Origin of the sequence: Kribbella sp. NPDC004536 (assembly GCF_042873835.1) — a bacterium.
GTDB lineage: Bacteria > Actinomycetota > Actinomycetes > Propionibacteriales > Kribbellaceae > Kribbella.
The window spans coordinates 291,062-311,759 of the sequence record NZ_JBIALY010000001.1 but is presented as its reverse complement, the minus strand read 5'-3'; the positions used below and the strand labels follow the sequence as shown (position 1 = coordinate 311,759).

Annotated in this window: 18 protein-coding genes; 16 read left to right on the top strand and 2 right to left on the bottom strand. The window is 67.1% G+C overall.

The window, feature by feature from the left end; translation table 11 throughout:
- Nucleotides 1-60: 60 nt before the first annotated feature.
- Nucleotides 61-2,256 carry an MMPL family transporter gene (locus ACFYRU_RS01525; RefSeq protein WP_387651765.1) on the top strand — a complete coding sequence of 732 codons (2,196 nt, stop codon included), beginning with the start codon at nucleotides 61-63 and terminating at the stop codon, nucleotides 2,254-2,256.
- A 106-nt stretch (nucleotides 2,257-2,362) separates the two neighbouring features.
- Nucleotides 2,363-3,037 (top strand): uridine kinase, encoded by a 675-nt coding sequence (locus ACFYRU_RS01520; protein ID WP_387651764.1) that lies wholly within the window; start codon nucleotides 2,363-2,365, stop codon nucleotides 3,035-3,037.
- Here the strand turns inward: ACFYRU_RS01520 and ACFYRU_RS01515 are convergent.
- A complete protein-coding gene (locus ACFYRU_RS01515) occupies nucleotides 3,027-3,626 on the bottom strand; it encodes a CGNR zinc finger domain-containing protein (RefSeq protein ID WP_387651761.1) in 600 nt (199 codons plus the stop codon). The two genes, ACFYRU_RS01520 and ACFYRU_RS01515, sit on opposite strands and share 11 nt — an antisense overlap.
- 69 nt (nucleotides 3,627-3,695) lie before the next feature.
- Between ACFYRU_RS01515 and ACFYRU_RS01510 the strand changes: the two genes are divergently transcribed.
- Together ACFYRU_RS01510 and ACFYRU_RS01505 are read left to right on the top strand one after the other, a co-directional pair.
- Complete coding sequence (locus ACFYRU_RS01510) at nucleotides 3,696-4,925, top strand: MFS transporter (protein ID WP_387651758.1); 1,230 nt, start codon at nucleotides 3,696-3,698, stop codon at nucleotides 4,923-4,925.
- Nucleotides 4,900-5,160: a hypothetical protein gene (locus ACFYRU_RS01505; protein WP_387651755.1), complete on the top strand. Its 261-nt coding sequence runs from the start codon at nucleotides 4,900-4,902 to the stop codon at nucleotides 5,158-5,160. Before ACFYRU_RS01510 ends, ACFYRU_RS01505 begins: the two co-directional genes overlap by 26 nt.
- Nucleotides 5,161-5,165: 5 nt before the next feature.
- On the opposite strand, the gene ACFYRU_RS01500 is transcribed toward ACFYRU_RS01505, so the two are convergent.
- Nucleotides 5,166-7,418 carry an FdhF/YdeP family oxidoreductase gene (locus ACFYRU_RS01500; protein ID WP_387651753.1) on the bottom strand — a complete coding sequence of 751 codons (2,253 nt, stop codon included), beginning with the start codon at nucleotides 7,416-7,418 and terminating at the stop codon, nucleotides 5,166-5,168.
- Between the two features lie 146 nt (nucleotides 7,419-7,564).
- Here ACFYRU_RS01500 and ACFYRU_RS01495 point away from each other — a divergent pair, with 146 nt between their 5' ends.
- The 12 genes from ACFYRU_RS01495 (at nucleotide 7,565) to ACFYRU_RS01440 (ending at nucleotide 20,561) form a co-directional block, all read left to right on the top strand.
- Complete coding sequence (locus ACFYRU_RS01495; RefSeq protein ID WP_387651750.1) at nucleotides 7,565-8,293, top strand: 3-hydroxybutyrate dehydrogenase; 729 nt, start codon at nucleotides 7,565-7,567, stop codon at nucleotides 8,291-8,293.
- 16 nt (nucleotides 8,294-8,309) lie between these two features.
- Nucleotides 8,310-9,611, top strand: coding sequence for an MFS transporter (locus ACFYRU_RS01490; protein ID WP_387651747.1), 1,302 nt, complete (start codon nucleotides 8,310-8,312; stop codon nucleotides 9,609-9,611).
- Between the two features lie 3 nt (nucleotides 9,612-9,614).
- Nucleotides 9,615-11,369, top strand: coding sequence for a helix-turn-helix domain-containing protein (locus tag ACFYRU_RS01485; RefSeq protein WP_387651744.1), 1,755 nt, complete (start codon nucleotides 9,615-9,617; stop codon nucleotides 11,367-11,369).
- Nucleotides 11,370-11,489: 120 nt separating this feature from the next.
- A complete protein-coding gene (locus ACFYRU_RS01480; protein WP_387651742.1) occupies nucleotides 11,490-12,251 on the top strand; it encodes a CpaE family protein in 762 nt (253 codons plus the stop codon).
- A 47-nt stretch (nucleotides 12,252-12,298) separates the two neighbouring features.
- Nucleotides 12,299-12,649, top strand: a complete 351-nt coding sequence (locus tag ACFYRU_RS01475; RefSeq protein WP_387651739.1) for a type II secretion system protein — start codon at nucleotides 12,299-12,301, stop codon at nucleotides 12,647-12,649.
- A gap of 81 nt (nucleotides 12,650-12,730) precedes the next feature.
- Nucleotides 12,731-13,825 (top strand): type IV pilus twitching motility protein PilT, encoded by a 1,095-nt coding sequence (locus ACFYRU_RS01470; protein WP_387651736.1) that lies wholly within the window; start codon nucleotides 12,731-12,733, stop codon nucleotides 13,823-13,825.
- Nucleotides 13,822-15,459: a GspE/PulE family protein gene (locus ACFYRU_RS01465; RefSeq protein ID WP_387651734.1), complete on the top strand. Its 1,638-nt coding sequence runs from the start codon at nucleotides 13,822-13,824 to the stop codon at nucleotides 15,457-15,459. The genes ACFYRU_RS01470 and ACFYRU_RS01465 overlap by 4 nt, the downstream gene beginning before the upstream one ends.
- A gap of 3 nt (nucleotides 15,460-15,462) precedes the next feature.
- Nucleotides 15,463-16,668, top strand: coding sequence for a type II secretion system F family protein (locus ACFYRU_RS01460; protein ID WP_387651732.1), 1,206 nt, complete (start codon nucleotides 15,463-15,465; stop codon nucleotides 16,666-16,668).
- Nucleotides 16,665-17,108, top strand: a complete 444-nt coding sequence (locus tag ACFYRU_RS01455; RefSeq protein ID WP_387651730.1) for a prepilin-type N-terminal cleavage/methylation domain-containing protein — start codon at nucleotides 16,665-16,667, stop codon at nucleotides 17,106-17,108. The genes ACFYRU_RS01460 and ACFYRU_RS01455 overlap by 4 nt, the downstream gene beginning before the upstream one ends.
- Nucleotides 17,102-17,743 carry a type II secretion system protein J gene (locus tag ACFYRU_RS01450; protein ID WP_387651727.1) on the top strand — a complete coding sequence of 214 codons (642 nt, stop codon included), beginning with the start codon at nucleotides 17,102-17,104 and terminating at the stop codon, nucleotides 17,741-17,743. The genes ACFYRU_RS01455 and ACFYRU_RS01450 overlap by 7 nt, the downstream gene beginning before the upstream one ends.
- Nucleotides 17,740-19,794 carry a hypothetical protein gene (locus ACFYRU_RS01445; protein ID WP_387651725.1) on the top strand — a complete coding sequence of 685 codons (2,055 nt, stop codon included), beginning with the start codon at nucleotides 17,740-17,742 and terminating at the stop codon, nucleotides 19,792-19,794. Before ACFYRU_RS01450 ends, ACFYRU_RS01445 begins: the two co-directional genes overlap by 4 nt.
- Complete coding sequence (locus ACFYRU_RS01440) at nucleotides 19,791-20,561, top strand: prepilin peptidase (protein ID WP_387657975.1); 771 nt, start codon at nucleotides 19,791-19,793, stop codon at nucleotides 20,559-20,561. Before ACFYRU_RS01445 ends, ACFYRU_RS01440 begins: the two co-directional genes overlap by 4 nt.
- Nucleotides 20,562-20,698: the final 137 nt, after the last annotated feature.

The following is a 20,698-nucleotide window of genomic DNA, read 5'->3' as shown; positions in this document are numbered from 1 at the left end:
GCCACGCCAGGTGCGCTGGGTGGGGCGCCGCCGGTGGGGGCGCAGAGGGGCAGGGAAGGTATGGCCAGGGGACAGATCACGGTGCGGGCGGCGCGCTGGAGCGCCACCCATCCGTGGCGGGCGATCGCGATGTGGGTGGTCGTCGTGGCCGCGTGCTTCGCGCTCGGCTCGGTGACCGGCACCAAGAAGTCCACCGACGAGGGCAACATCGGCGAGGTGACCCGGGCGGACAACATCGTCAAGTCCGGCAACTTCGACGACCCGGACGTGGAGAGTGTGCTGATCACGGCACCGTCCGGGCAGCTCGACCACGCCGCCGCGACGAAGGCGGCCGGCACGGTGATCCAGCAGATGCGCGCCCTCGGTGGGGTCGCGGAGGTCGGTCAGCCGATGCCGTCGCCGAAGAACGACGCGGTGATCGTCCGGGTGACGCTGAAGGACGCGGCGGAGGGTGCGGACGACAACGCCCGGGTCCAGCCGCTGCTCGACACCACCGCGAAGGTCCAGCAGCAGTACCCGAACCTCCGGATCGAGGAGGTCGGTGGACTCTCGATCGGCAAGGCGCTGAACGAGACGCTGGGCAAGGACTTCAAGCGGGCCGAGATGTTCAGCCTGCCGGTGACGCTGGCGATCCTGCTGATCGCGTTCGGTGCGCTCATCGCCGCCTCGGTACCAGTACTGCTCGCGCTGTCCGCCGTCGCAGCCGCCATCGGTCTCTCGGCCGCGGCGTCGCAGCTCGTACCGGCAGTCGACGCGGTCAACAGCGTGATCTTGCTGATCGGTATGGCGGTCGGCGTCGACTACTCACTCTTCTACCTGCGCCGTGAACGCGAGGAACGCGCGAAGGGCCGCGGCCACGTCGACGCTGTCGAGATCGCCGCGGCGACCTCGGGCCACGCGGTCGTGGTGTCCGGTACGGCAGTCATCATCTCGATGGCCGGACTGTTCCTGGCCCGGGACGCGGTGTTCTCGTCGTTCGCGGTCGGATCGATCCTCGTCGTCGCGGTGGCCGTTGTCGGTTCGCTGACCGTACTGCCCGCCGTACTCGCAAAGCTCGGCCGCTGGGTGGACCGCCCGCGCATTCCGGTGCTGTGGCGGCTGACCGCCAGCAACCGCCGGCCGCGGTTCTGGCCGACCGTACTGAAGCCCGCGCTGAAGCACCCGGTCGCCACGCTGCTCGTCGCCGTCACGGCCCTGCTCGCGGTCGCCTCGCCAGCGCTGGGCATGACGCTGAAGTTCCCCGGTACCGAGGATCTGCCGCGGACCACGTCGGTGATGAAGGCGTACGACCGGTTGACGGCCGCGTTCCCTAGTACGGGTACGAGCCACGAGGTCGCCGTACGAGCCCCCGCTAACGAGCTGCCCGCGGTGAAGGCCGCGCTCGCGGAGCTTCAGCAGAAGACCAAGGGCGACAAGCTGTTCGCGTCGGACGGTCTGGAGGAGCCGCGCTTCTCGAAGGACGGTACGGTCGCGACGCTGGAGGTCGCTACGCCGTACGAGGGTGGTAGTCAGCAAGCCCGTGATTCGCTGGCGAAGCTGCGCAAGGAGCTGATGCCGGAGACGGTCGGGAAGGTGCCCGGAGTCGAGTACGCCGTCGGTGGGTTCGTGGCGGCGGACGTGGACTACGCAGCCCACACCCGTGCCAAGCTGCCGCTGGTGATCGGCTTCGTGCTGCTGCTGACGATGATCGTGATGATGGTGACGTTCCGCTCGGTCGTCGTAGCCGTCACCGCGATCGTCCTGAACCTACTGAGCGCCGGGGCTGCGTACGGAGTCGTCACAGCGGTCTTCCAGAACACCTGGGCCGAGGGCTTGCTGCACTTCCGCTCCAACGGCTCAGTGGTGAGCTGGCTCCCGCTCTTCCTGTTCGTAGTGCTCTTCGGCCTCTCGATGGACTACCACGTCTTCGTGGTAAGCCGAATCCGCGAGGCCGTCCTCCGCGGCGTACCAACCCGCCAGGCCGTCGCCGAAGGCATCACAGGCTCAGCCGGCGTGGTTACCAGCGCGGCCGCCGTCATGATCGGCGTCTTCGCAGTCTTCGCCACCCTGAGCACCCTGGACATGAAGCAACTGGGCGTAGGCCTCGCAGTCGCAATCCTGATCGACGCCACGATCATCCGAGCGGTAGTCCTCCCCAGCATCATGACCCTCCTGGGCGACACCAACTGGTGGGCCCCCAAGTGGCTCCGCCCCAAGTCCCCCAAGCACGCCACGCTCCCTCCGTCCCCCGAACGCGAACTGACCCCGGTCGGCTGACCGGCGTACCCACGGCGGCCCACCCGAACCACTCGGGTGGGTCGCGTGGTTGCGGGATGATCGGCTTTCCGGAAGTTTTACGGCTGTGGGCGACGAAATTGTTCCGATGATCAGCGACCGCATCCGGGCTCGCGTCCTGCAGAAGCTGGCGTCCGAGGTGCTGGCCGTTGAACGGGCGCATCCGGTGCGGGTGGCGGTGGATGGATGTTCGGCGGCTGGGAAGACGACGTTGGCGGACGAGTTGGCCGACGTACTGCGGGGGCGTACGGGGCGGGAGGTGATCCGGGCCGAGGTCGACCACTTCAAGCGGGCGCCGGAGTTGCGTACGACGTACCCGCTCGAATCGCCGGAGAGCTACTACTACGAGGTCTATGACAACGAAGCGATCCGCGCCCGCCTGCTCGAGCCGCTCGGTCCCGGTGGCAACCGGCGCTACACGGCCGCAATCCGCGAGTCCAACGCCGTCACCGTCCTCGACACACCCATCCGAACCGCTTCACCCCAAGCGATCCTGATCGCAGACGGTTGCTTCCTGCAACGACCCGAACTGAACAACTACTGGGACCTCCGCATCTACGTACACGTCCCCTTCGAAACCGTCCTCCACCGAGGCGCCAACCGCGACGCCGCATGGATGCCCTCCCTCGCAGCAGCCGAGGAGCGCTACCGCACCCGCTACATCCCAGGCGAACAGCTCTACGTCTCCGAGGTCCACCCAGCCGAGTCAGCAGATCTGGTTGTCCACAACGAGGACCCGGCCAGTCCGGTCCTCACTCGGTAGCGGTCTGGCGGGCTCGGTGGGCGGCGGCTTTTACTCGGCTTTGGCATTGGGGGGAGTGGAAGCGGCGTTGGCCGTTCTTGGAGACGTCTACGAAGACTCGGTCGCAGTGGGGGGCTGCGCAGACGCCTAGGCGGCCGGCCAGGTCGCTGCCTACTGCCAGGGCGAGGCCTGCGGCGCAGCCGGCTGCCCAGCCGTTCGCCAGTTGTTCGTCGGGGCCGTGGAAGTGGAGGCTCCAGGGGCGGTCCCGGCCGCGGTCCAGTTGCGGGCGGGCATTGGTGTCGAGCAGGAGCGCGTTGATCTCGGTGGCAGCCGCGTCCAGGTCCCCGGCGTTGGCGGCCTCGAAGACGACCCGCATGCGCTGGGCGAGCTGGACCAGGCGGCGGGAGTCGTCCAGCGGCGGGCGCGCGCTCGGCGGGTACCCGATCGCGGTCAGCGCGTCCGCCACCGCAGCCGTGACCGATTCCGGGTCGTCGGCCGGCGCCGCGTATGGCGTACCGCCCGCGTAGCCCGCTGTCAGGCGGTTGACGTACTCGACCGACGCCGCCAGCACACTCCGGGCATGACTATCAAAAGACACTTGACCAGTCATGCGATCCCTCCGTAGGCTCAGGCTTGCGTGACCGATCATAGCCACTTAGACAGTCATGGGGGTACGAGGATGAGCGTCGTCACCGCGAGCGGCAGAATCTCCCGAACTGTCTGGATCCTGGTCGCCGCGCGGGCGGTCAACAAGATCGGCGCGTTCACGCTGCCGTTCCTCGGGGTGGTCCTGACGGTCGAGTTCAAGGCGTCGCTCAGCCAGACCGGGTTGATCCTCGCGGTGTTCGGCGCGGCGACGATCCCGTCGCGGTTGCTCGGCGGCCAGCTGGCGGACCGGCTCGGCCGGCGCCGGACGATCGTGCTCGGCCTGACCGGGTGCGCCGTCGCCCAGTTGTGGATCGCGCTGAGCCACGCGTTGTGGTCCGCCGTACTCGCGACCGTTCTGCTGGGCCTCGCGTTCGAGATCTACGAGCCGCCGAGCCAGGCGATGATCGCCGACGTCACGTCGCCCGAGGACCGTCCTGCTGCGTACGGTCTCTACAGCGCGGCACTGGCCGGTGCGGGAGTTCTCGCCGGTCTGCTCGCCGCCGCGATCAGCCACTGGGACCTGCGCTGGCTCTTCGTGGCCGACGCCGTCACCTGCCTCTCGTGCGCCACACTGGTCGCGCTCGCGTTGCCGGCCGACGTACGACGAGATGCCGGCGCAGGTGTGGACACAGGGGTGGAGAGTGGACGTGGGTATGACGGATCTGCCTGGCGGGATCGACGGCTCTTGTTGTTGCTGGCAAGTGGCACGGTCTTCGCGACGATCTACATGCAGCTCGTCGTCGGCATTCCGCTGACGCTGCTCGAGCAGGGCATTCCCAAGTCCGGTACGGGCGTGATTCTCGCAGTCTCCGCACTGGTCCTGATCGTCGCCCAGCGTCTCCTCCGCGTCCAGAAACTCGACGACTTCCGATCGATTGCGATCGGGTACGTACTGCTCGCCGCCGGCCTGCTGGTCAGCGCCGTCGCTCACACGTTGCCGGTCTTCCTGCTCGCCTCAGTCCTCTGGAGCCTTGGCGACCTCTTCCTCCTCACCCGCTACCTCACCCAGGCCTCGGGACTCGCGCCCGACAACGCCCGCGGCCGATACCTGGCGATCTTCGGCCTGAGCTGGGGGATCGCGACCACGATCGCCCCGCTCACGGTCACCCAACTCCTCGAGACCGCCGGCCCGCGGGGACTCTGGCTGACCAGCGCCGCGGTGGCCCTCGTACTCGCGATACTTCAACCGTGGGTCAAACGGCAGGTCGCCGACCGACGAACGCCAGGGAGGCACGGTGGACGCATCGCAACCGACGGGTGACCTGGACCTGGAGGCCGTCGTCCAGGAACTGACGGACATCGGCAAGGCCGAGAACTACCTGGACGCCGGCCCCGGCGAGGCCCGTGCCCGCGAGCTCGGTGCCCAACTGGACGCGCACGGCGGCATGCGGGCGATGCGTACGGCGCTGGCTCAGGTCGCGTCCCGCCTGCCGGATCCCGCTGTCGCGGACGAACTCGAGTACGCCTGGGACGGCGTCGGCTCCTGGTTGGGCTGACGTCCTCAGCTGCGCGGCTCCAACCTGACGGTGAGGCCTTTGGCGACCGGCGTATTACTGCCCTTCGCCAGGTCATCGGCCGACATGAGTACGTTCGTCTCCGGGTAGTACGCCGCCACGCACCCGCGCGCCGTCGGGTACGACACCAGCCGGAAGTGCGGCGCCCGCCGTTCAACCCCCTCGAACTCGCTCACGATGTCGACGTACTGACCGTCCTTCAGCCCGAGCTCCGCCAGGTCGTCCGGATGTACGAACACGACCTCGCGCGTCCCGTGAACCCCGCGATACCGGTCCTCGAGCCCGTAGATCGTCGTGTTGAACTGATCGTGGCTGCGCAACGTCTGCAGCAACAACCGGCCAGGCGCAGTCGGCAACCAGGTCAGGTCGTTCGCGGTGAACTGTGCCCGCGCGTCCGACGTCTTGAACTCCCGCTTGTCCCGCGCCGCATGCGCCAGCAGGAACCCGCCGTCCCCGGCCCGCAGCCGGTCCTCGTAGTTCTCGTACCCTTCCGCGACCCGCCCGATCCGCTGCCGGATCAGGCTGTAGTCGTCCGCGAAGTCCGCCCACGGAATCTCCCCGACGTCCGGCACGACGGCCTGCGCCAGCCCGCAGACGATCCCGATCTCGGACTTCATCTCCGGCGCCGGTGGAATCAGGTTCCCCTTCGACAGGTGGACAGCGCCTTGCGAGTCCTCGACCGACACCGACTGCGGTCCCGCGGCGGTGTGGTCGTGGTCCGTACGCCCGAGCGTCGGCAGGATCAGCGCCTCGCGGCCGGTGATCGTATGCGACCTGTTCAGCTTGGTCGACACGTGCACGGTCAGATCGCACGCGCGCAGCCCGCGATGTACGACCTCGGTGTCCGGCGTCGCGGACGCGAAGTTCCCGCCCATCGCGAAGAACACGCGGACGTCCTCGTCCCGCAATCGCTTCACCGTCGCCGCGGCGTCGACGCCGTGCTCGCGCGGCGAGGTGATCGAGAACTCGTGGTCCAGCCGGTCCAGGAACGCGTCGGGCATCTTCTCCCAGATCCCCATGCTGCGGTCGCCCTGGACGTTCGAGTGCCCGCGGACCGGGCACGGGCCCGCGCCCGGCTTGCCGATGTTGCCCTGTAGGAGCAGCACGTTGACGATCTCGCTGATCGTCGCGACCGCCTCGCGGTGCTGCGTCAGCCCCATCGCCCAGCACACCACGGTCGCCTTCGACGTGATGAAGCGCTGCGCGAGCTCCTCGATCTCGGTGCGCCGCAGCCCGGTCGCCTGCTCGACGGCCGGCCAGTCCAGCTCGGCGTTGTGCTTGGCGTACAGCTCGAACCCGCTGGTATGCGAATCGACGAACGACTTGTCCAGTACGGTGCCCGGGTGCGCCGCCTCGGCCTCGAGCAGGAGGTGGCCGAGGGCAAGGAACAGCGCCTGGTCGCCGCCGATCCGGATGCCGAGGTGCTGGTCGGCGAGCTGGGTCCCCTTACCGACCAGGCCGCGCGGCTTCTGCGGGTTCATGAAGCGCATCAGGCCGGGCTCGGGCAACGGGTTGACCGACACGATCGAGGCGCCGTTGCGCTTGGCGATCTCGAGATGGGTGAGCATCCGGGGCGCGTTGGTGCCCGGGTTCTGCCCGACGATCACGATCAGCTCGGACTCCTCGAGCATCTTCAGCGTGACCGCGCCCTTACCGCTGCCGATCACCTTCGACAGCGCCGTACCCGAGGACTCGTGGCACATGTTCGAGCAGTCGGGCAGGTTGTTCGTCCCGTACGCCCGGACGAAGAGCTGGTACAGGAACGCGGCCTCGTTGCTGGTCCGGCCGGAGGTGTAGAAGACGGCGTCGTTCGGGTCGGCGAGGGCCTTCAGGTGCCGGGCGACGACCTGGAACGCCTCGTCCCAGCCGACCGGCTCGTAGTGCGTGGCGCCGGACCGGAGCAGCATCGGCTCGGTGATCCGGCCGAGCTTGCCGAGGTCGAACTCGGAGATCCGGTCCAGGTCCGCGACCGAGGTGGCGGCGAAGAACTCCCGCGGCACCCGCTTCCGGGTCGCCTCCCAGGCCACCGCCTTCGCGCCGTTCTCGCAGAACTCGGCGGTGTGCTTGTGCTCCGGGTCCGGCCAGGCGCAGGAGGGGCAGTCGAAGCCGCGGTCCTGGTTCATCTTCAGGAAGGTGCGCGTACTGCGGACCGCGCCCATCTCGCGGAGACCGAACTTGAACGACGACAGCACGGCGGGCACGCCGGCGGCCTTCTGCTTCGGCTGTTCGATATCGACCATGTTTCAACAATAGGTCCAGCTATCGTGCCGCGCTGCCTTGATAGCCCCGCCTGTGGATAAGTGGCGCACCCTCCCACACCGCGGACACCGGATATGTGGGCTCATCCCATAGTCCCCGCGGGCTCGGATTCCTACAGTCGTCCGCCATGGAGACCCGTCGAGCCCTCGTCACCGGTGCAGCGTCCGGTATCGGTGCCGCCTGTGCCCAGCGCCTGGCAGCGGACGGCGTCCACGTGGTGGCCGTCGACCTGGACCAGGCCGGTCTCGACGCTCTGGAGGGTGTCGAGACCGTAGTAGCCGACCTGTCGGACCTGGAGCGTCTGCAGGACCTTCCGGCAGACATAGACATCCTGGTGAACAACGCAGGCGTACAGCAGGTCGCACCGGTCGAGCAGTTCCCACCGGAGCGGTTCAGCTACCTCGTACGCCTCATGCTGGAGGCCCCATTCCGGCTGATCCGCCAGACGCTGCCACACATGTACGGCGCCGGCTGGGGCCGTGTCGTGAACATCAGCTCGGTCCACGGGCTCAGGGCCAGCCCGTTCAAGGCGGCGTACGTCGCGGCGAAGCACGGGCTCGAAGGCCTCAGCAAGGTCGTCGCACTGGAGGGTGCGGCGCACGGGGTGACCAGCAACTGCGTGAACCCGGCGTACGTGCGCACGCCGCTCGTCACCGCGCAACTGGCGGACCAGGCCGCGACCCACGGTCTGTCCGAATCAGAGGTACTGGACAAGGTCCTGCTCGAGCCGGTCGCGGTGAAGCGGCTGATCGAACCGGCCGAAGTGGCGGAGCTCGTGGCCATGCTGTGCGGCCCCGCTTCCGCCTCCATCACGGGGAGCTCGTTCGTACTCGACGGCGGCTGGACCGCCCACTAACTGAGGAGTCCGCCCAATGACAGCCACAGATCCCGTCCGCACCCGTACGTCGATAGTCCGGGTGGTGGGCGCCAGTCTCGTCGGTACGACGGTGGAGTGGTACGACTTCTTCCTGTACGGGGTCGCCGCGTCGGTGGTGTTCGGCGACCTGTTCTTCCCGAAGGGCGAGCAGCTCACGGGAACGCTGCTGAGCTTCGCTACCTTCGCAGTCGGTTTCTTCGCACGCCCTATCGGCGGTGTCGTCTTCGGGCATTTCGGAGACCGCCTGGGACGCAAGCAGCTGCTGGTGCTGTCCCTGCTGATGATGGGGCTCGCCACCTTCGCCATCGGTCTGCTCCCCACGTACGCCCAAGTCGGTGCGCTCGCTCCGGTACTGCTGACAGTCCTCCGGCTCGTCCAGGGATTCGCACTGGGCGGGGAGTGGGGCGGAGCGGTTCTTATCGTGTCGGAGCATGGTGATCCGGCACGGCGTGGTTTCTGGGCGTCCTGGCCGCAAGCGGGAGCTCCGGCGGGTCAGCTGATCGCCAACGGCGTACTGGCCGGGCTGGCCGCGTTCCAGTCGGACGCCGACTTCAACCGCTGGGGTTGGCGCATTCCGTTCCTGCTGTCCGCAGTACTGGTCCTGGTGGGGCTGTGGGTACGGCTGCGGATCGAGGAGTCGCCTGTCTTCAAGCAGGCGCAGGCCAAGCAGGAGCCGGCCGACAAGATGCCGCTGCTGGAGGTCCTGACCCGCTACCCGCGCGAGGTACTGACCGCGATGGGCGCACGCATGGCGGAGAACGTCAGCTACTACATCTTCACGATCGTGATCGCGACCTACGCCAAGGAACACCTCGGGATGGGCAAGTCGTTCGCACTGAACGCAGTACTGATCGGTGCGGCCGTGCACTTCTTCGCGATCCCGCTGTGGGGTGCACTGTCGGACCGTATCGGCCGGCGGCCCGTGTACCTGATCGGTGCGATCGGCGTCGGGGTGTGGGGCTTCCTGTTCATCAGGCTGGTGGACACCAAGAACTTCGCCCTGGCGGCGCTTGCCGTCACGGTCGGGCTGGTGCTGCACGGTGCGATGTACGGACCGCAGGCGTCGTTCTTCACCGAGCTGTTCGGGACACGGGTGCGGTACTCCGGCGTCTCGGTGGGGTACCAGCTCGCCTCGATCATCGCGGGCGGTCTCGCCCCGTTCATCGCGGTCGCCCTGCTCAAGGCGTACGACTCCGGGTACGCGATCGCCGTCTACGTCGCGGTCTGCGCGGTGATCTCGATCGTCGCGGTCACGTCGTACTCCGAAACGCATCGCCGGGACCTCACTACCCTGTAGGCCATGGAGGAGCTCCTGCGCCTGCTGGCAGAGGACGCGCCCGGGAGCGAACTGGCCCGGGCGGCGGGCGAGGACGCGGTAGCACGCGACCTCGCCCTGCGCATCCGGGCCGGCATAGACGCCAGCAAGAAGCGTGAGGCCGAGCTTTCCGCACTGGTCGACGTAGCCCGAGAGCTGGCGTCCGCCCGGGACCCAGGAGCGGTACTTGGCACGATCGTGCACCGCACCCGCAGTCTGCTCGGTGTGGACGTCGCTTATCTGACTCTGTACGACCCCGCGCGTGGAGACACGTACATGCGCGCGACGGACGGGTCTGTGTCGGCGGAGTTCCAGCAGGTCCGGCTCCCGCTCGGCGCTGGACTCGGCGGCCTGGTCGCGGAGACCCACAAGCCGTACTGGACCGCGGACTACCCAACAGACCAGCGGTTCCGCCACACGACTGCGATCGACCACGCCGTAGGCGACGAAGGTCTTGTGGCGATCTGCGGAACGCCGCTGATCGTCGACGGAGCTTTCGTGGGCGTCCTGTTCGCCTCCAACCGCACCAGGCGCCCCTTCAGTCGCGATGAGGTCTCGCTGCTCGGCTCGATGGCAGCCCTGGCTGCTGTGACGATCGTCCAAGTGCGAGCCGCGGCTGAAACCGCGGCCGCATTGGAACAGCTCTCTGCGGCGCATGCGGGCGTGGAACACGCAGCAGCTGCGCATGACCGTTTTGCTGGGATCGTGCTGTCCGGTGGCGACGTAGATGCGATCGCTGCGGCCCTGGCCGAGCTGCTGGACGTGTGGGTCGTACTGGTTGATGCCAGCGGCAACGAGCTGGCCAACGCTGGACAGGTTCCCGGCGCACCTGTTCCTTGGCAGGAGTCGGTATCTGGTCGTTTGACTCGCAGCGGTGACTGCTGGGTCGTCGCAGCGACAGCCAAGGGCGAGAGGCTCGGCGCACTGGTCATTGGTGGCGCCGACGACCTGTCCGGTGCTGACCAACGCATCGTGGAGCGTGCAGCCGTAGTCACTGCGCTGGTACTACTCTTCCGCCGGCAGGCCGCTGAGCAATCCCAACGGGCACAGGCGGATCTGCTGGCCGACGTGCTCAGTGGAAGCGCCGACCCACGCACCCTGACCGACCGGCTCCGTCTACTCGCGCCACAGCACAGACACGACCGTCTAGTCGTCGCGGTGTGCCGCGGCGACCACTCCGGTGTACGCGCGCGGCTGTCTGCTCCACTAGAAGACCGCCTGGTGCTCTCCGGTCCGTACGGTGGAGACCTGGTGTTGCTGTTCACTCGAACCACGGCAGCAGATCTGTCTGAGCTCGCAAAGCGCACCGGAGTCACGATCGCGGTGACAGGACCTGCGTCGTGGGGAGAGCCGCTGGTCGAGGCCCACCGGCAAGCCGTACGACTTGTCACCACGATGCTCCGCCTGGGCCGCACGAGCGAGGCGGCAACTCCGGACGACCTAGGCGTGGCCGGACTGGTCGGAGCGTCCGAGGTCGACGTACGCATGCACGTGCGGCACGTACTCGGCCAGGTGCTCGACTACGACACCCAACGCGGCACCGACCTCATCGGCACCCTGCAGGCCTATTTCGCCGCCGGCCAAAGCCCAACCCGCGCCGCAACAACCCTCCACCTCCACCCCAACACAGTCCAACAACGCCTAGACCGCATCACCACCCTCCTCGGCACCTCCTGGCAATCCCCAGAACGAACCCTGGACATCCAAGTAGCCCTCCGCCTCCACACCGCCCTCACCTGACACCTGTCATCCGTTCGGCTGACAGGGTGTCGTCCTTTCACCCGCTGTGACGGATTCCCGCAGATCGACACTCTTTACTCCGTAATGGAGTGACACAGAGTGGCGGCGGGGGGTGCCGAAATGCCGAGTGGGCGTGTCATCACGGTCTTTGCCGCCAAGGGCGGCTGCGGAAAGACAACCGTGGCCACGAATCTGGCCGTCACCTTGTGCGCCCTCGGTACCCGGCGCGTTTGCTTGGTCGATCTGGACCTGCAGTTCGGCGACGTCGCATGCGTCCTCGGCCTCCGCGCCGAACGCGGCCTCTGCGACGCCGTCCGCTGGGCCGGCGCCCTGACCACCGACCAGCTGCCCGAACTGATGACGCCGTACCGTCCCAACTTCGACTGTCTCCTGGCTCCGACAGGGCCGGGAGAAGCCGCCCAGATCCCCCACGCCCTCGTCGACGAGCTGCTGCGCGTACTGCCGGAGGCGTACGACTACGTGGTCGTCGACACCCCGGCGCAGTTCGACGCGTCGGTACTGGCGGCGCTCGACGCGGCCGACCACCAGGTGCTGGTCGCGACGCCGGAACGGCCGTCGCTGAAGAACCTGCGACTGACCCTCGACATCCTCGACCTGTTGTACGACGCGAGTTCGCGGTCGGTCGTCGTCAACCGGTCGGACAGCCGCAACGGCCTCACCGTCGCCGACGTGGATCAGCTGCTCCGCAGCCCGATCACGATCCAGCTCCCCAACTGGACCGACGTACCCGCCTCGATCAATCGCGGCGAACCCATCACCGTCGGCTACCCGGACCACCCCGTCAGCCAGGCGATCCGCGAACTCGCGGCCTCCCTCGCCGCAAGCGACGGGAGGTGCAGCCGCGATCCGCCCTCCGCGTAGCACGCCCACAAACCATCAAACCCTTTGTACAGAAAGAGAAACACATCATGCTCAACCGAATCCACGAAGCCCGCAAGAACCAGTCCGGCTTCACCCTGATCGAACTCCTGATGGTCATCGTCATCCTCGGCATCCTGTCCGGCATCGTCGTCTTCGCGGTCAACGGCATCCAGGACCGGGGCGCCCAGTCCGCCTGCAAGGCAGACGTCAAGACGGTGTCGGTTGCGGCAGAAGCCGCATACGCGCAGAACACCAAGTACCCGCACGACATGGCGGGGCTCGTTAGTAGCGGGTTCCTGCACCAGCCGGCTGCTGACGTGGACTTCGCCGCCTCGGACACCACGATCACGACGCTCCAGGGCCTGGCCGGCAGCCCCTGCGCCGGCTACAAGGGCTAACCACCTGAGACCCCGGTGGGGAGGGGGGACCCCAAGCGCCTCTCCCCACCGGTTTCCATCGACCATCTCCTGGAGAGCACCATGATCAGTCTTGCTCGTGGCAGCCGGGTTGACCTGCTGCTCGAAGAGCTCTGGAACGCGGGCGGCACCGACCTCCTGTTGACCGCGGGCATGCCGCCCCAGATCCGCGTACACGGAAGCCTGTACTCCGTTCACGGCCTGGACCCCCTGACCCGCGACGACACCGACGCGCTGCTCGGCGAAGTACTCACCCGTGAGCAGGCGTCCGATTGGAACACCAAGCACGAACACGACTTCTCGTTCTCCTGGCGCGACGAGGCCCGGATCCGCGGCAACGCGTTCACCCAACGCGGTGACACCGCCGTCGCCCTCCGGATGATCCCGCGCCAGATTCCGACGATGGAGGAACTCGGCCTGCCGCCGATCCTGTACGACTTCGCGCGCAAGCACCAAGGCCTGGTCCTGGTCACCGGCCCGACCGGTTCCGGCAAGTCGACCACGCTGGCCGCGATGATCGGCAAGATCAACTCGGACCGCGCCTGCCACATCATCACGGTCGAGGACCCGATCGAGTACGTCCACGAGCACAAGCTGTCCGCCGTGAACCAGCGCGAGGTCGGCAGCGACACCGCGAGCTTCCCGGACGCGCTGCGATCGGCTCTCCGCGAGGACCCTGACGTCCTGCTGGTCGGTGAGATGCGCGACCTGGAGTCGATCCGGTTCGCCCTCACCATCGCCGAGACCGGCCACCTGGTGTTCGCCACGTTGCACACCAACGACACGGCGCAGTCCCTCGGCCGCATCATCGATGTCTTTCCTGGCGAGCAGCAGGCGCAGGTGCGGGTCCAGTTGGCCGCAGCCCTCACCGGCGTGGTGTACCAACGGTTGATCCCACGAATCGGCGGCGGCCTGATCGCGGCGTACGAGGTGATGGTTGCGGACGCCGCCATCCGCAACCTGATCAAGGAAGGCAAGACGCACCAGCTGCGCAACTCGGTCGTCACCGGCCAGCGCGACGGCATGCAGACGCTTGAGCAATCGCTCTCGACCCTGGTGCAGAACGGAGTCGTCTCGTACGACGATGCGGTCGCGCGCAGCCTCTACCCGAAGGACGTCGAGGCACGTCCGCGCCTTCGGGCGGGGGTGCCGGCATGAAGCTCCGCAAGCCCAACCAGCCCGAGCCGCGGCACGCCGCGCCGGCGCCACGCGCCGAGGTCCTCCCAGCAGCGACCGAGCAGGACCTGCACATCGAGCGGACCAGAACCCGTCATCTGGCAGAGCAGCGCAACCTCGAGCTTGTCGACCTGCGGACCGTCAGTCCTGACCCGGCTGCTGCCGCCCTGATCGATGAGCGAACCGCTCGCTACCTGGTCGCCGTACCGCTGGAAGTCCACGACGACATCGTCACGGCCGCGGTCGCCGATCCGGGCGTGCACGAGGAACTGCAGGCAGCCGTCGGCCGCCGGGTGATCCTCAAGCTCGCGGCGCCGACCGACGTCCTGCACGCGATCGGTACGGCGTACCGCGCGCTGACCGGGATCGACGACCGGGTCAAGGTCTTCGAGGCGCGCGACGCAGTGCGCAAGGACCTCCGTGACGACGGGCCCGGTGCGAGCGACGACGCTCCGGTCGTACAGGTCGTCCAGCTTGTCATCACCCAGGCACTGCGCGACCGCGCCTCGGATGTCCACATCGAGCCGCACGGCGACCGCGTCCGGGTCCGGTACCGGATCGACGGGGCGCTGCACGACGTACTCGAGCTTCCGGGCTCGATCGGACCCGCTGTCGTCAGCCGGATCAAGATCCTCGCCGACCTGAACATCGTCGAGCGCCGACGTCCGCAGGACGGTCAGATCAGCATGGACGTCGAGGGCCGCCCGGTCGACATCCGGGTTTCGACGACCGCTGTGGTCGGCGGCGAGAAGGTCGTCCTGCGGCTGCTGGACAAGAGCCGGCCGCTGTACCGCCTGGAGCAACTCGGGATGCCGGACGACATGGCGGCGACGTACTCGGGTCTGCTGCGGGCGCCGTACGGCATGGTGATCTGCGCCGGGCCTACCGGTAGCGGCAAGACCACCACCTTGTACGGATCGCTCGGCGAGATCAACAACCCCGAGCGAAACATCATGACGATCGAGGACCCGGTCGAGTACACCTTCGACTCGATCAACCAGATCCAGATCAACGAGGCAGCCGGCATCACGTTCGCCGGCGGGCTGCGCTCGATCCTGCGACAGGACCCCGACGTGATCCTGGTCGGCGAGGTCCGCGATGTCGAAACCGCGCGGATCGCCGTACAGTCCGCCCTCACCGGACACTTCGTATTGTCCTCGCTGCACGCCACCGACGCAGCGACCGCACTGCATCGCCTGCTGGACATGGGGATCGAGACCTTCCTCATCGCGTCCTCGGTGACCGCCGTCGTCTCGCAGCGCCTGGTACGCCGGATCTGCACGAACTGCCGCGAGTACTACCAACCGAAGGCGGAAGAGCTGGCCTTCCTCGCCAGTGCTGGTGGAAGCCTCCCGACAGAGGGCTTCGTCCGCGGCGCAGGCTGCAACTTCTGCGCCCACACCGGATACCTGGAGCGGACCGGCGTGTACGAGCTGATGCCGGTGTCGGACGCGATCCGCGAGCTGATCGTTGACCGCGCCTCCCACGACGAGATCCGGAAGGCTGCCAGGTACGAGGGCATGCGCACCTTGACCGAGGAGGGCATCCGACTGGTCGGGCAGGGCGTCACCACCATCGGTGAGGTCATGCGATCCATCTACATGGTCGGGAGCTGAACGATGGCCAGATACGCGTACGTCGCGATCGCTCCGAACGGCCAGGTCGCGAGAGGCACCACGAAGGCCGAGAGCCGTGAGGACGCCGAGCTCGCGCTCTACGAACGCGAACTGCGCGACATCCGGGTCACCGAGAAGCGCAGCGTCCTGCAGTTGGAGATCACGCCACGCCGGGTCAAGCGCGAGGAGGTCATGCACCTCTCCCGCCAGCTGGGTGCCTTCATCAAGGCGGGCATGCCGCTGATCGACGCCGTGCACTCCCTCGGCGAGGAGTCGGACAACGCCTCGGTACGGCGCATGATGGGCGAGGTCGAGCACGGATTGCGCGGCGGCGAGAAACTCTCGGACTGCTTCGACCGGCATCCGAAGATCTTCCCGGAGTTCTACCGCGGCATCCTCCGCTCGGCCGAGCTGAGCGGTCAGCTCGACACCGTACTCGGGCAACTGGCGAGATATCTGGAACGGGACCTGGAGGCGCGGCGCAAGGTCAAGCAGGCCATGATCTACCCGTCCGTCGTCGCGGTGATGTCGATGGTCACGGTCATCGTCCTCGCCGCGTTCGTGCTGCCGCAGTTCAAGGCCTTCTTCGCGAGCCTGCACGCCACGCTGCCGCTGCCGACGCGCATGCTGCTCGCCGTCACCGACTTCTTCGCCGCGTGGTGGTGGGCCTTGGCCGGCGGCGCGGCCGTACTTGCACTGTTGATCTTCAGCGTCGTGCAGACCCAAGGCGGCCGGTATCTGCGGGACAGGGTGTTCCTCGCGCTGCCGGTCCTCGGCGGGACGATCCAGTTCGCGCTGGTCGAGCGCTTCTGCCGCATCCTGTCGTCGATGGTCGGCGCGGGCGTACAACTCCCGGAGGCTCTGCGGGTCGCCACCGGTTCATTGCCGAACCTGGTCTTCCGGCGATCCCTCGGCGTGGCGGGTGAGGCCCTGTTGGAGGGTGAGGGCCTCGCCCGTCCACTCGCCGCGACCAAGCTGTTCCCGAAGACCGCCGCGCAGATGATGCGCGTAGGCGAGGAGACCGGGACGCTGGACACGCAACTGGAAGTCACCGCCGCGTACTACGAGGGCGAACTGGACTACAAACTCAAGAAACTCATCGGCCTCTTCGAACCCCTCGTCATCGTCGTCATGGGCATCATCGTCGGCTTCGTCGCCGTCGCCCTGGTCTCCGCGATGTACGGCATCTTCCGCCAGGTCCAGTCATGACCACGGACGAGAGTGGAGAATCCCTGCTGGAGTTGCTGATAGCAGTCGCGATCATGGGAATCGCGGTGGTCGCAATCATGGCCGGTCTGGTCACCAGCGTGTTGGTCTCCGACGTACACCGCAAGCAGGCGACCGCCGGCACGGCCGTCCGCGACTACGCCGAGGCGATCCAGACTTTCGTAGCCAATGGCAACTATGTGGACAGCTGTGGATCGATCACGCCGTACAACCTGCCGTCGTTCACCGTCCCCACCGGCTACACGAAATCGGTCGTCGCCGGCTCGGTCAGGTACTGGAGCGGCAGCTCGTGGCAGACCAGCTGCGCCACCGATCTCGGTCTGCAGCGGCTGATTCTCCAGGTCGCGAGCAACGACGGCCGCGCGAGCGAGCGAGTGACCGTCGTACTGCGGAAGCCGTGCGGACTGGACACGTCATGTTGACCCGCGTACGCCATCCCGACGACGGATTCACCCTGGTCGAACTGCTCGTCGCTGTCGCGATCCTCGCAGTGATCGTCGTACCGCTGGCGAATGTCGTCATCGGCGCCTTCCACAACACGGCCGAAACCTCGAACCGGCTCGAGTTGTCGCACGACGCACAGATCAGTTCGTCGTACTTCGCCCGCGACGTCGCCGAGGTCGGCCTGCGCGACTGGGCTTCGATCAACGCGAACTCGGTACCGTTCAAGCAGTCCGTCCAGCTGAATGCCGCATACAACGCCGGCGGATACACCTGCGGGACCTCGACGACTCCGGTTGCCGTACTGCGGCTGCTCTCGGACGCCTGGCAAGGCGTGCCGCAGACCGACCCTACGACGGATGTCGTCGCCTATTACCTGCTTCCGGCGGGCGCCGTCAGCGAGTTGCACCGGATCAAGTGCATCGGGCCGGCGATCACGCCCGGGAGCGATGTCGTACTGGCGCACAACGTGAAGCCGGGGAGCGTGGCCGTGACCTGTTCGAGCACTTGCGAGGCGTCCGCAGTACCGAGCCAGATCTCGCTGACCTTCCAGGTTACGAAGGGATCCGCTGCGGACTACGCGGTCACTCTCAACGGTCAGCGGAGGCAACAATGAGGAAGCGCATCACCAACGATGACGGGGCGGCACTGGTCCTGGCGCTGATCGTGATCACCGTGATCGCGCTCAGCCTGAGTGCGTTGCTGACGCTGTCCGACACCAGCGTCCGGACCACTGTGGGTCTGCGCTCGCAGGTATCCGATACGTACAACGCCGACGGCGCGATGCAGGCCGCGATCAACAACCTCCGGAACAGCAACTACAACGACAACGCCGGGCAGAACTGCTTCGGTACCAGCGACACCCTTCAACTGAGTAACTTCTACGGCACGAACTCGGCCGCGGTAACCTGCCAAGCCGACCCCAAGCAGGTCCTGATCCAGTGCCCGTCCCTGTCGAACTGCAACCGCCCCGGCAACGCGATCCTGACTCTCGGCAGGACGTCCGAAGACGGCCTGAACATCACCCAGAACACCGGCTCGACGTTCCGGGTCCACGGCAACGTGTTCTCCAACTCGAACATCAACGTGGTGAACGGCAGTCTCAACACGAACGCCGTCGTCGCGGCACGGACCTCCTGCAGCGGGTCGATCCAGAGCAGCCCGCCGCCCACCTGCAACATCGGCAACGCGAGCAACCAGCTCGGCGACGACCCCAACTACGTGTCCGACGCTGCATCGGTCCCGGTGCACCGTGCGCTGCCCAGCTGCACGACAGCCAACTCGGTCGTCGTCTTCGAGCCGGGCACCTACGACGACGCGGTCGGACTGACCACCATGATGCACGGCAACAGCCAATGCAGGCACAGCGTCTGGTGGTTCAAGCCCGGCACGTACTACTTCGACTTCCGCAACGGCGGCACCAACCCGAACCCGCTGCTGCCTTCCGGCCTTGACACCTGGACGATCGACGACGGTTACCTCGTCGCCGGGACCCCGGTCAACGGCGCCGGCACCCCGATCGCCCAACCGTCGGTGCCGCCAACGATCCCGGGCGCCTGTGACAACCCGATCAGCAACGCCAACGCGGTCGGCGTCCAGTTCATCTTCGGTGGGGACAGTCAACTGATCGTCGGCGCCGGTCAGTCCGAGATCTGCGGCTCGTACCACACCAACAAGGCGCCGGTCGCGGTCTACGGGCAGACGACTGGCGCCGACTCTCCGGTGGCGTGGACCGGGTCGAGCGCACTGACGATGTCCGGAGTTGCCAACGCCGGCACCTTCACCAACGCCGGCTGGATCGGCCAGACGGACGGTCAGAGCGCGACCTGGACCAAGAACGGAAACAACCAACAGACGGGCACAGTGACCGTCACCGGCTATCAGCCCACCACTCCCATTCCGGTGGGTTCCATCCTCACCTCCGCGAAGCTCGTTGCCGTCCACGGGAACACGGCCGGCTCGACACAAGACAGCCTGTCGGTGCAGGTCAGTCCGACCGGCGGTACGCCGTTCACGGTCACCGTCCCGTCCTACGGCGACACCGCCATGCACACCGACTCGCTGGACGTGTCACAAGGCGGGACAGGCCAACTGGCGCAACTGGTGAACGCCGGAACACTCAGCACCACCACGCTGGCTTACTCGGCAACGGTGAAGCACGCGGGGATCGAGCGGGTGGACAGCCTCAAGCTCGAGCTCACCTTCCTGCCGCCGACCCTGCGAGCCGGCAGCGGCTGCATCGCGACCGGTCCGTACACCCGCAACGGCCAGCACACGACCTCTTGCGCCCTCCTGACGTCGACCGGTGACCCGGGGAACAAGTTCTATGTGCAGGGTACGACGTACACGCCGAAGGCGGCCTTGGACATCACTCTCAACAACGCACAGGAGCAGGTGTTCCGGTTCGGGGTCATCTCGAGATCGCTCTGGGTCAAGGAGACAGGCAGCTTCTCGTACGGCGGCGTGGTGATCGAGGTGCCTGACGACTCGCCTGGGTTCGTGTTCAGCCTGTACTTGTCCGCCTACATCTGCTCCGGTGCAGGGCCTTGTTCGACGGGCGGTACGCCGGTCCTGCGGTCGAAGGTCGCACTCGTCGACACGAACCCGATGGCGCCGAGTCCTGGGCATCGGCAGGTCACCGTGCTCAGTTGGTCGAGGCCGGGATGATTGCCGCGTTCGCCGGCGTTCTGGGGCTGCTGGTCGGATCCTTCCTGAACGTCGTGGTGTATCGCGTGCCGCGGGGGGAGTCTGTGGTTCGGCCGCCGTCGCATTGTCCGCGGTGTGGGAGTTTGGTGCGGTCCAGGCACAACGCTCCGGTGTTGGGGTGGATCCTGTTGCGCGGGAGGTGTGCCGACTGCCGGCTGCCGATCAGCGTGAGGTATCCGTTGGTCGAGTTGGCGACCGGGGTGCTGTTCGCCGCGGTCGCGTTGCGGGTCGGGGTCGGTGCAGCGCTGCCGGCGTACCTGTGGTTCACGGGTGCGGGGATTGCGTTGGCGTTGATCGATCTCGACGTACGGCGGTTGCCGAACGCAATCGTCGCGCCGTCGTACCCGATCCTCCTGGGGTTGTTGGCCGGCGCCGCGGCGTGGGGGCACGACTGGGGAGCGTTCGCTCGGGCCGTGATCGGCGGGGCGATGTTGTTCGCGTTCTACATGTCGCTGGTGCTCGTGTATCCGGCCGGTATGGGGTGGGGGGACGTCAAGTTGGCCGGCCTCGTGGGCGGGGTATTGGCGTTCCTGTCGTGGCAGGCGTTCTTCGTCGGCGCCTTCGTCGCGTTCGTACTCGGCGCGCTCGTGGGTATCGCCGTGCTGGCCCTCGGACGGGGCGGGCGGAAGACTGCGCTGCCGTTCGGGCCGTTCATGATCGGTGGGGTTCTGTTGGCCCTCTTCGCGGCGGCGCCGGTGGCTTCCTGGTACGGCGCCCTGGTTGGTTGAGTTCGCAACTTGGTAACCAGGTGTTTAGGGCGTTTAGATTAAAAACACCCAGAGTGATCGGCGTAACAACCTGTGACGCATGTCCGATGATCATTACAGCACGTGATAGTCGTCACGTTGCGCTGGGGCTTCCACGG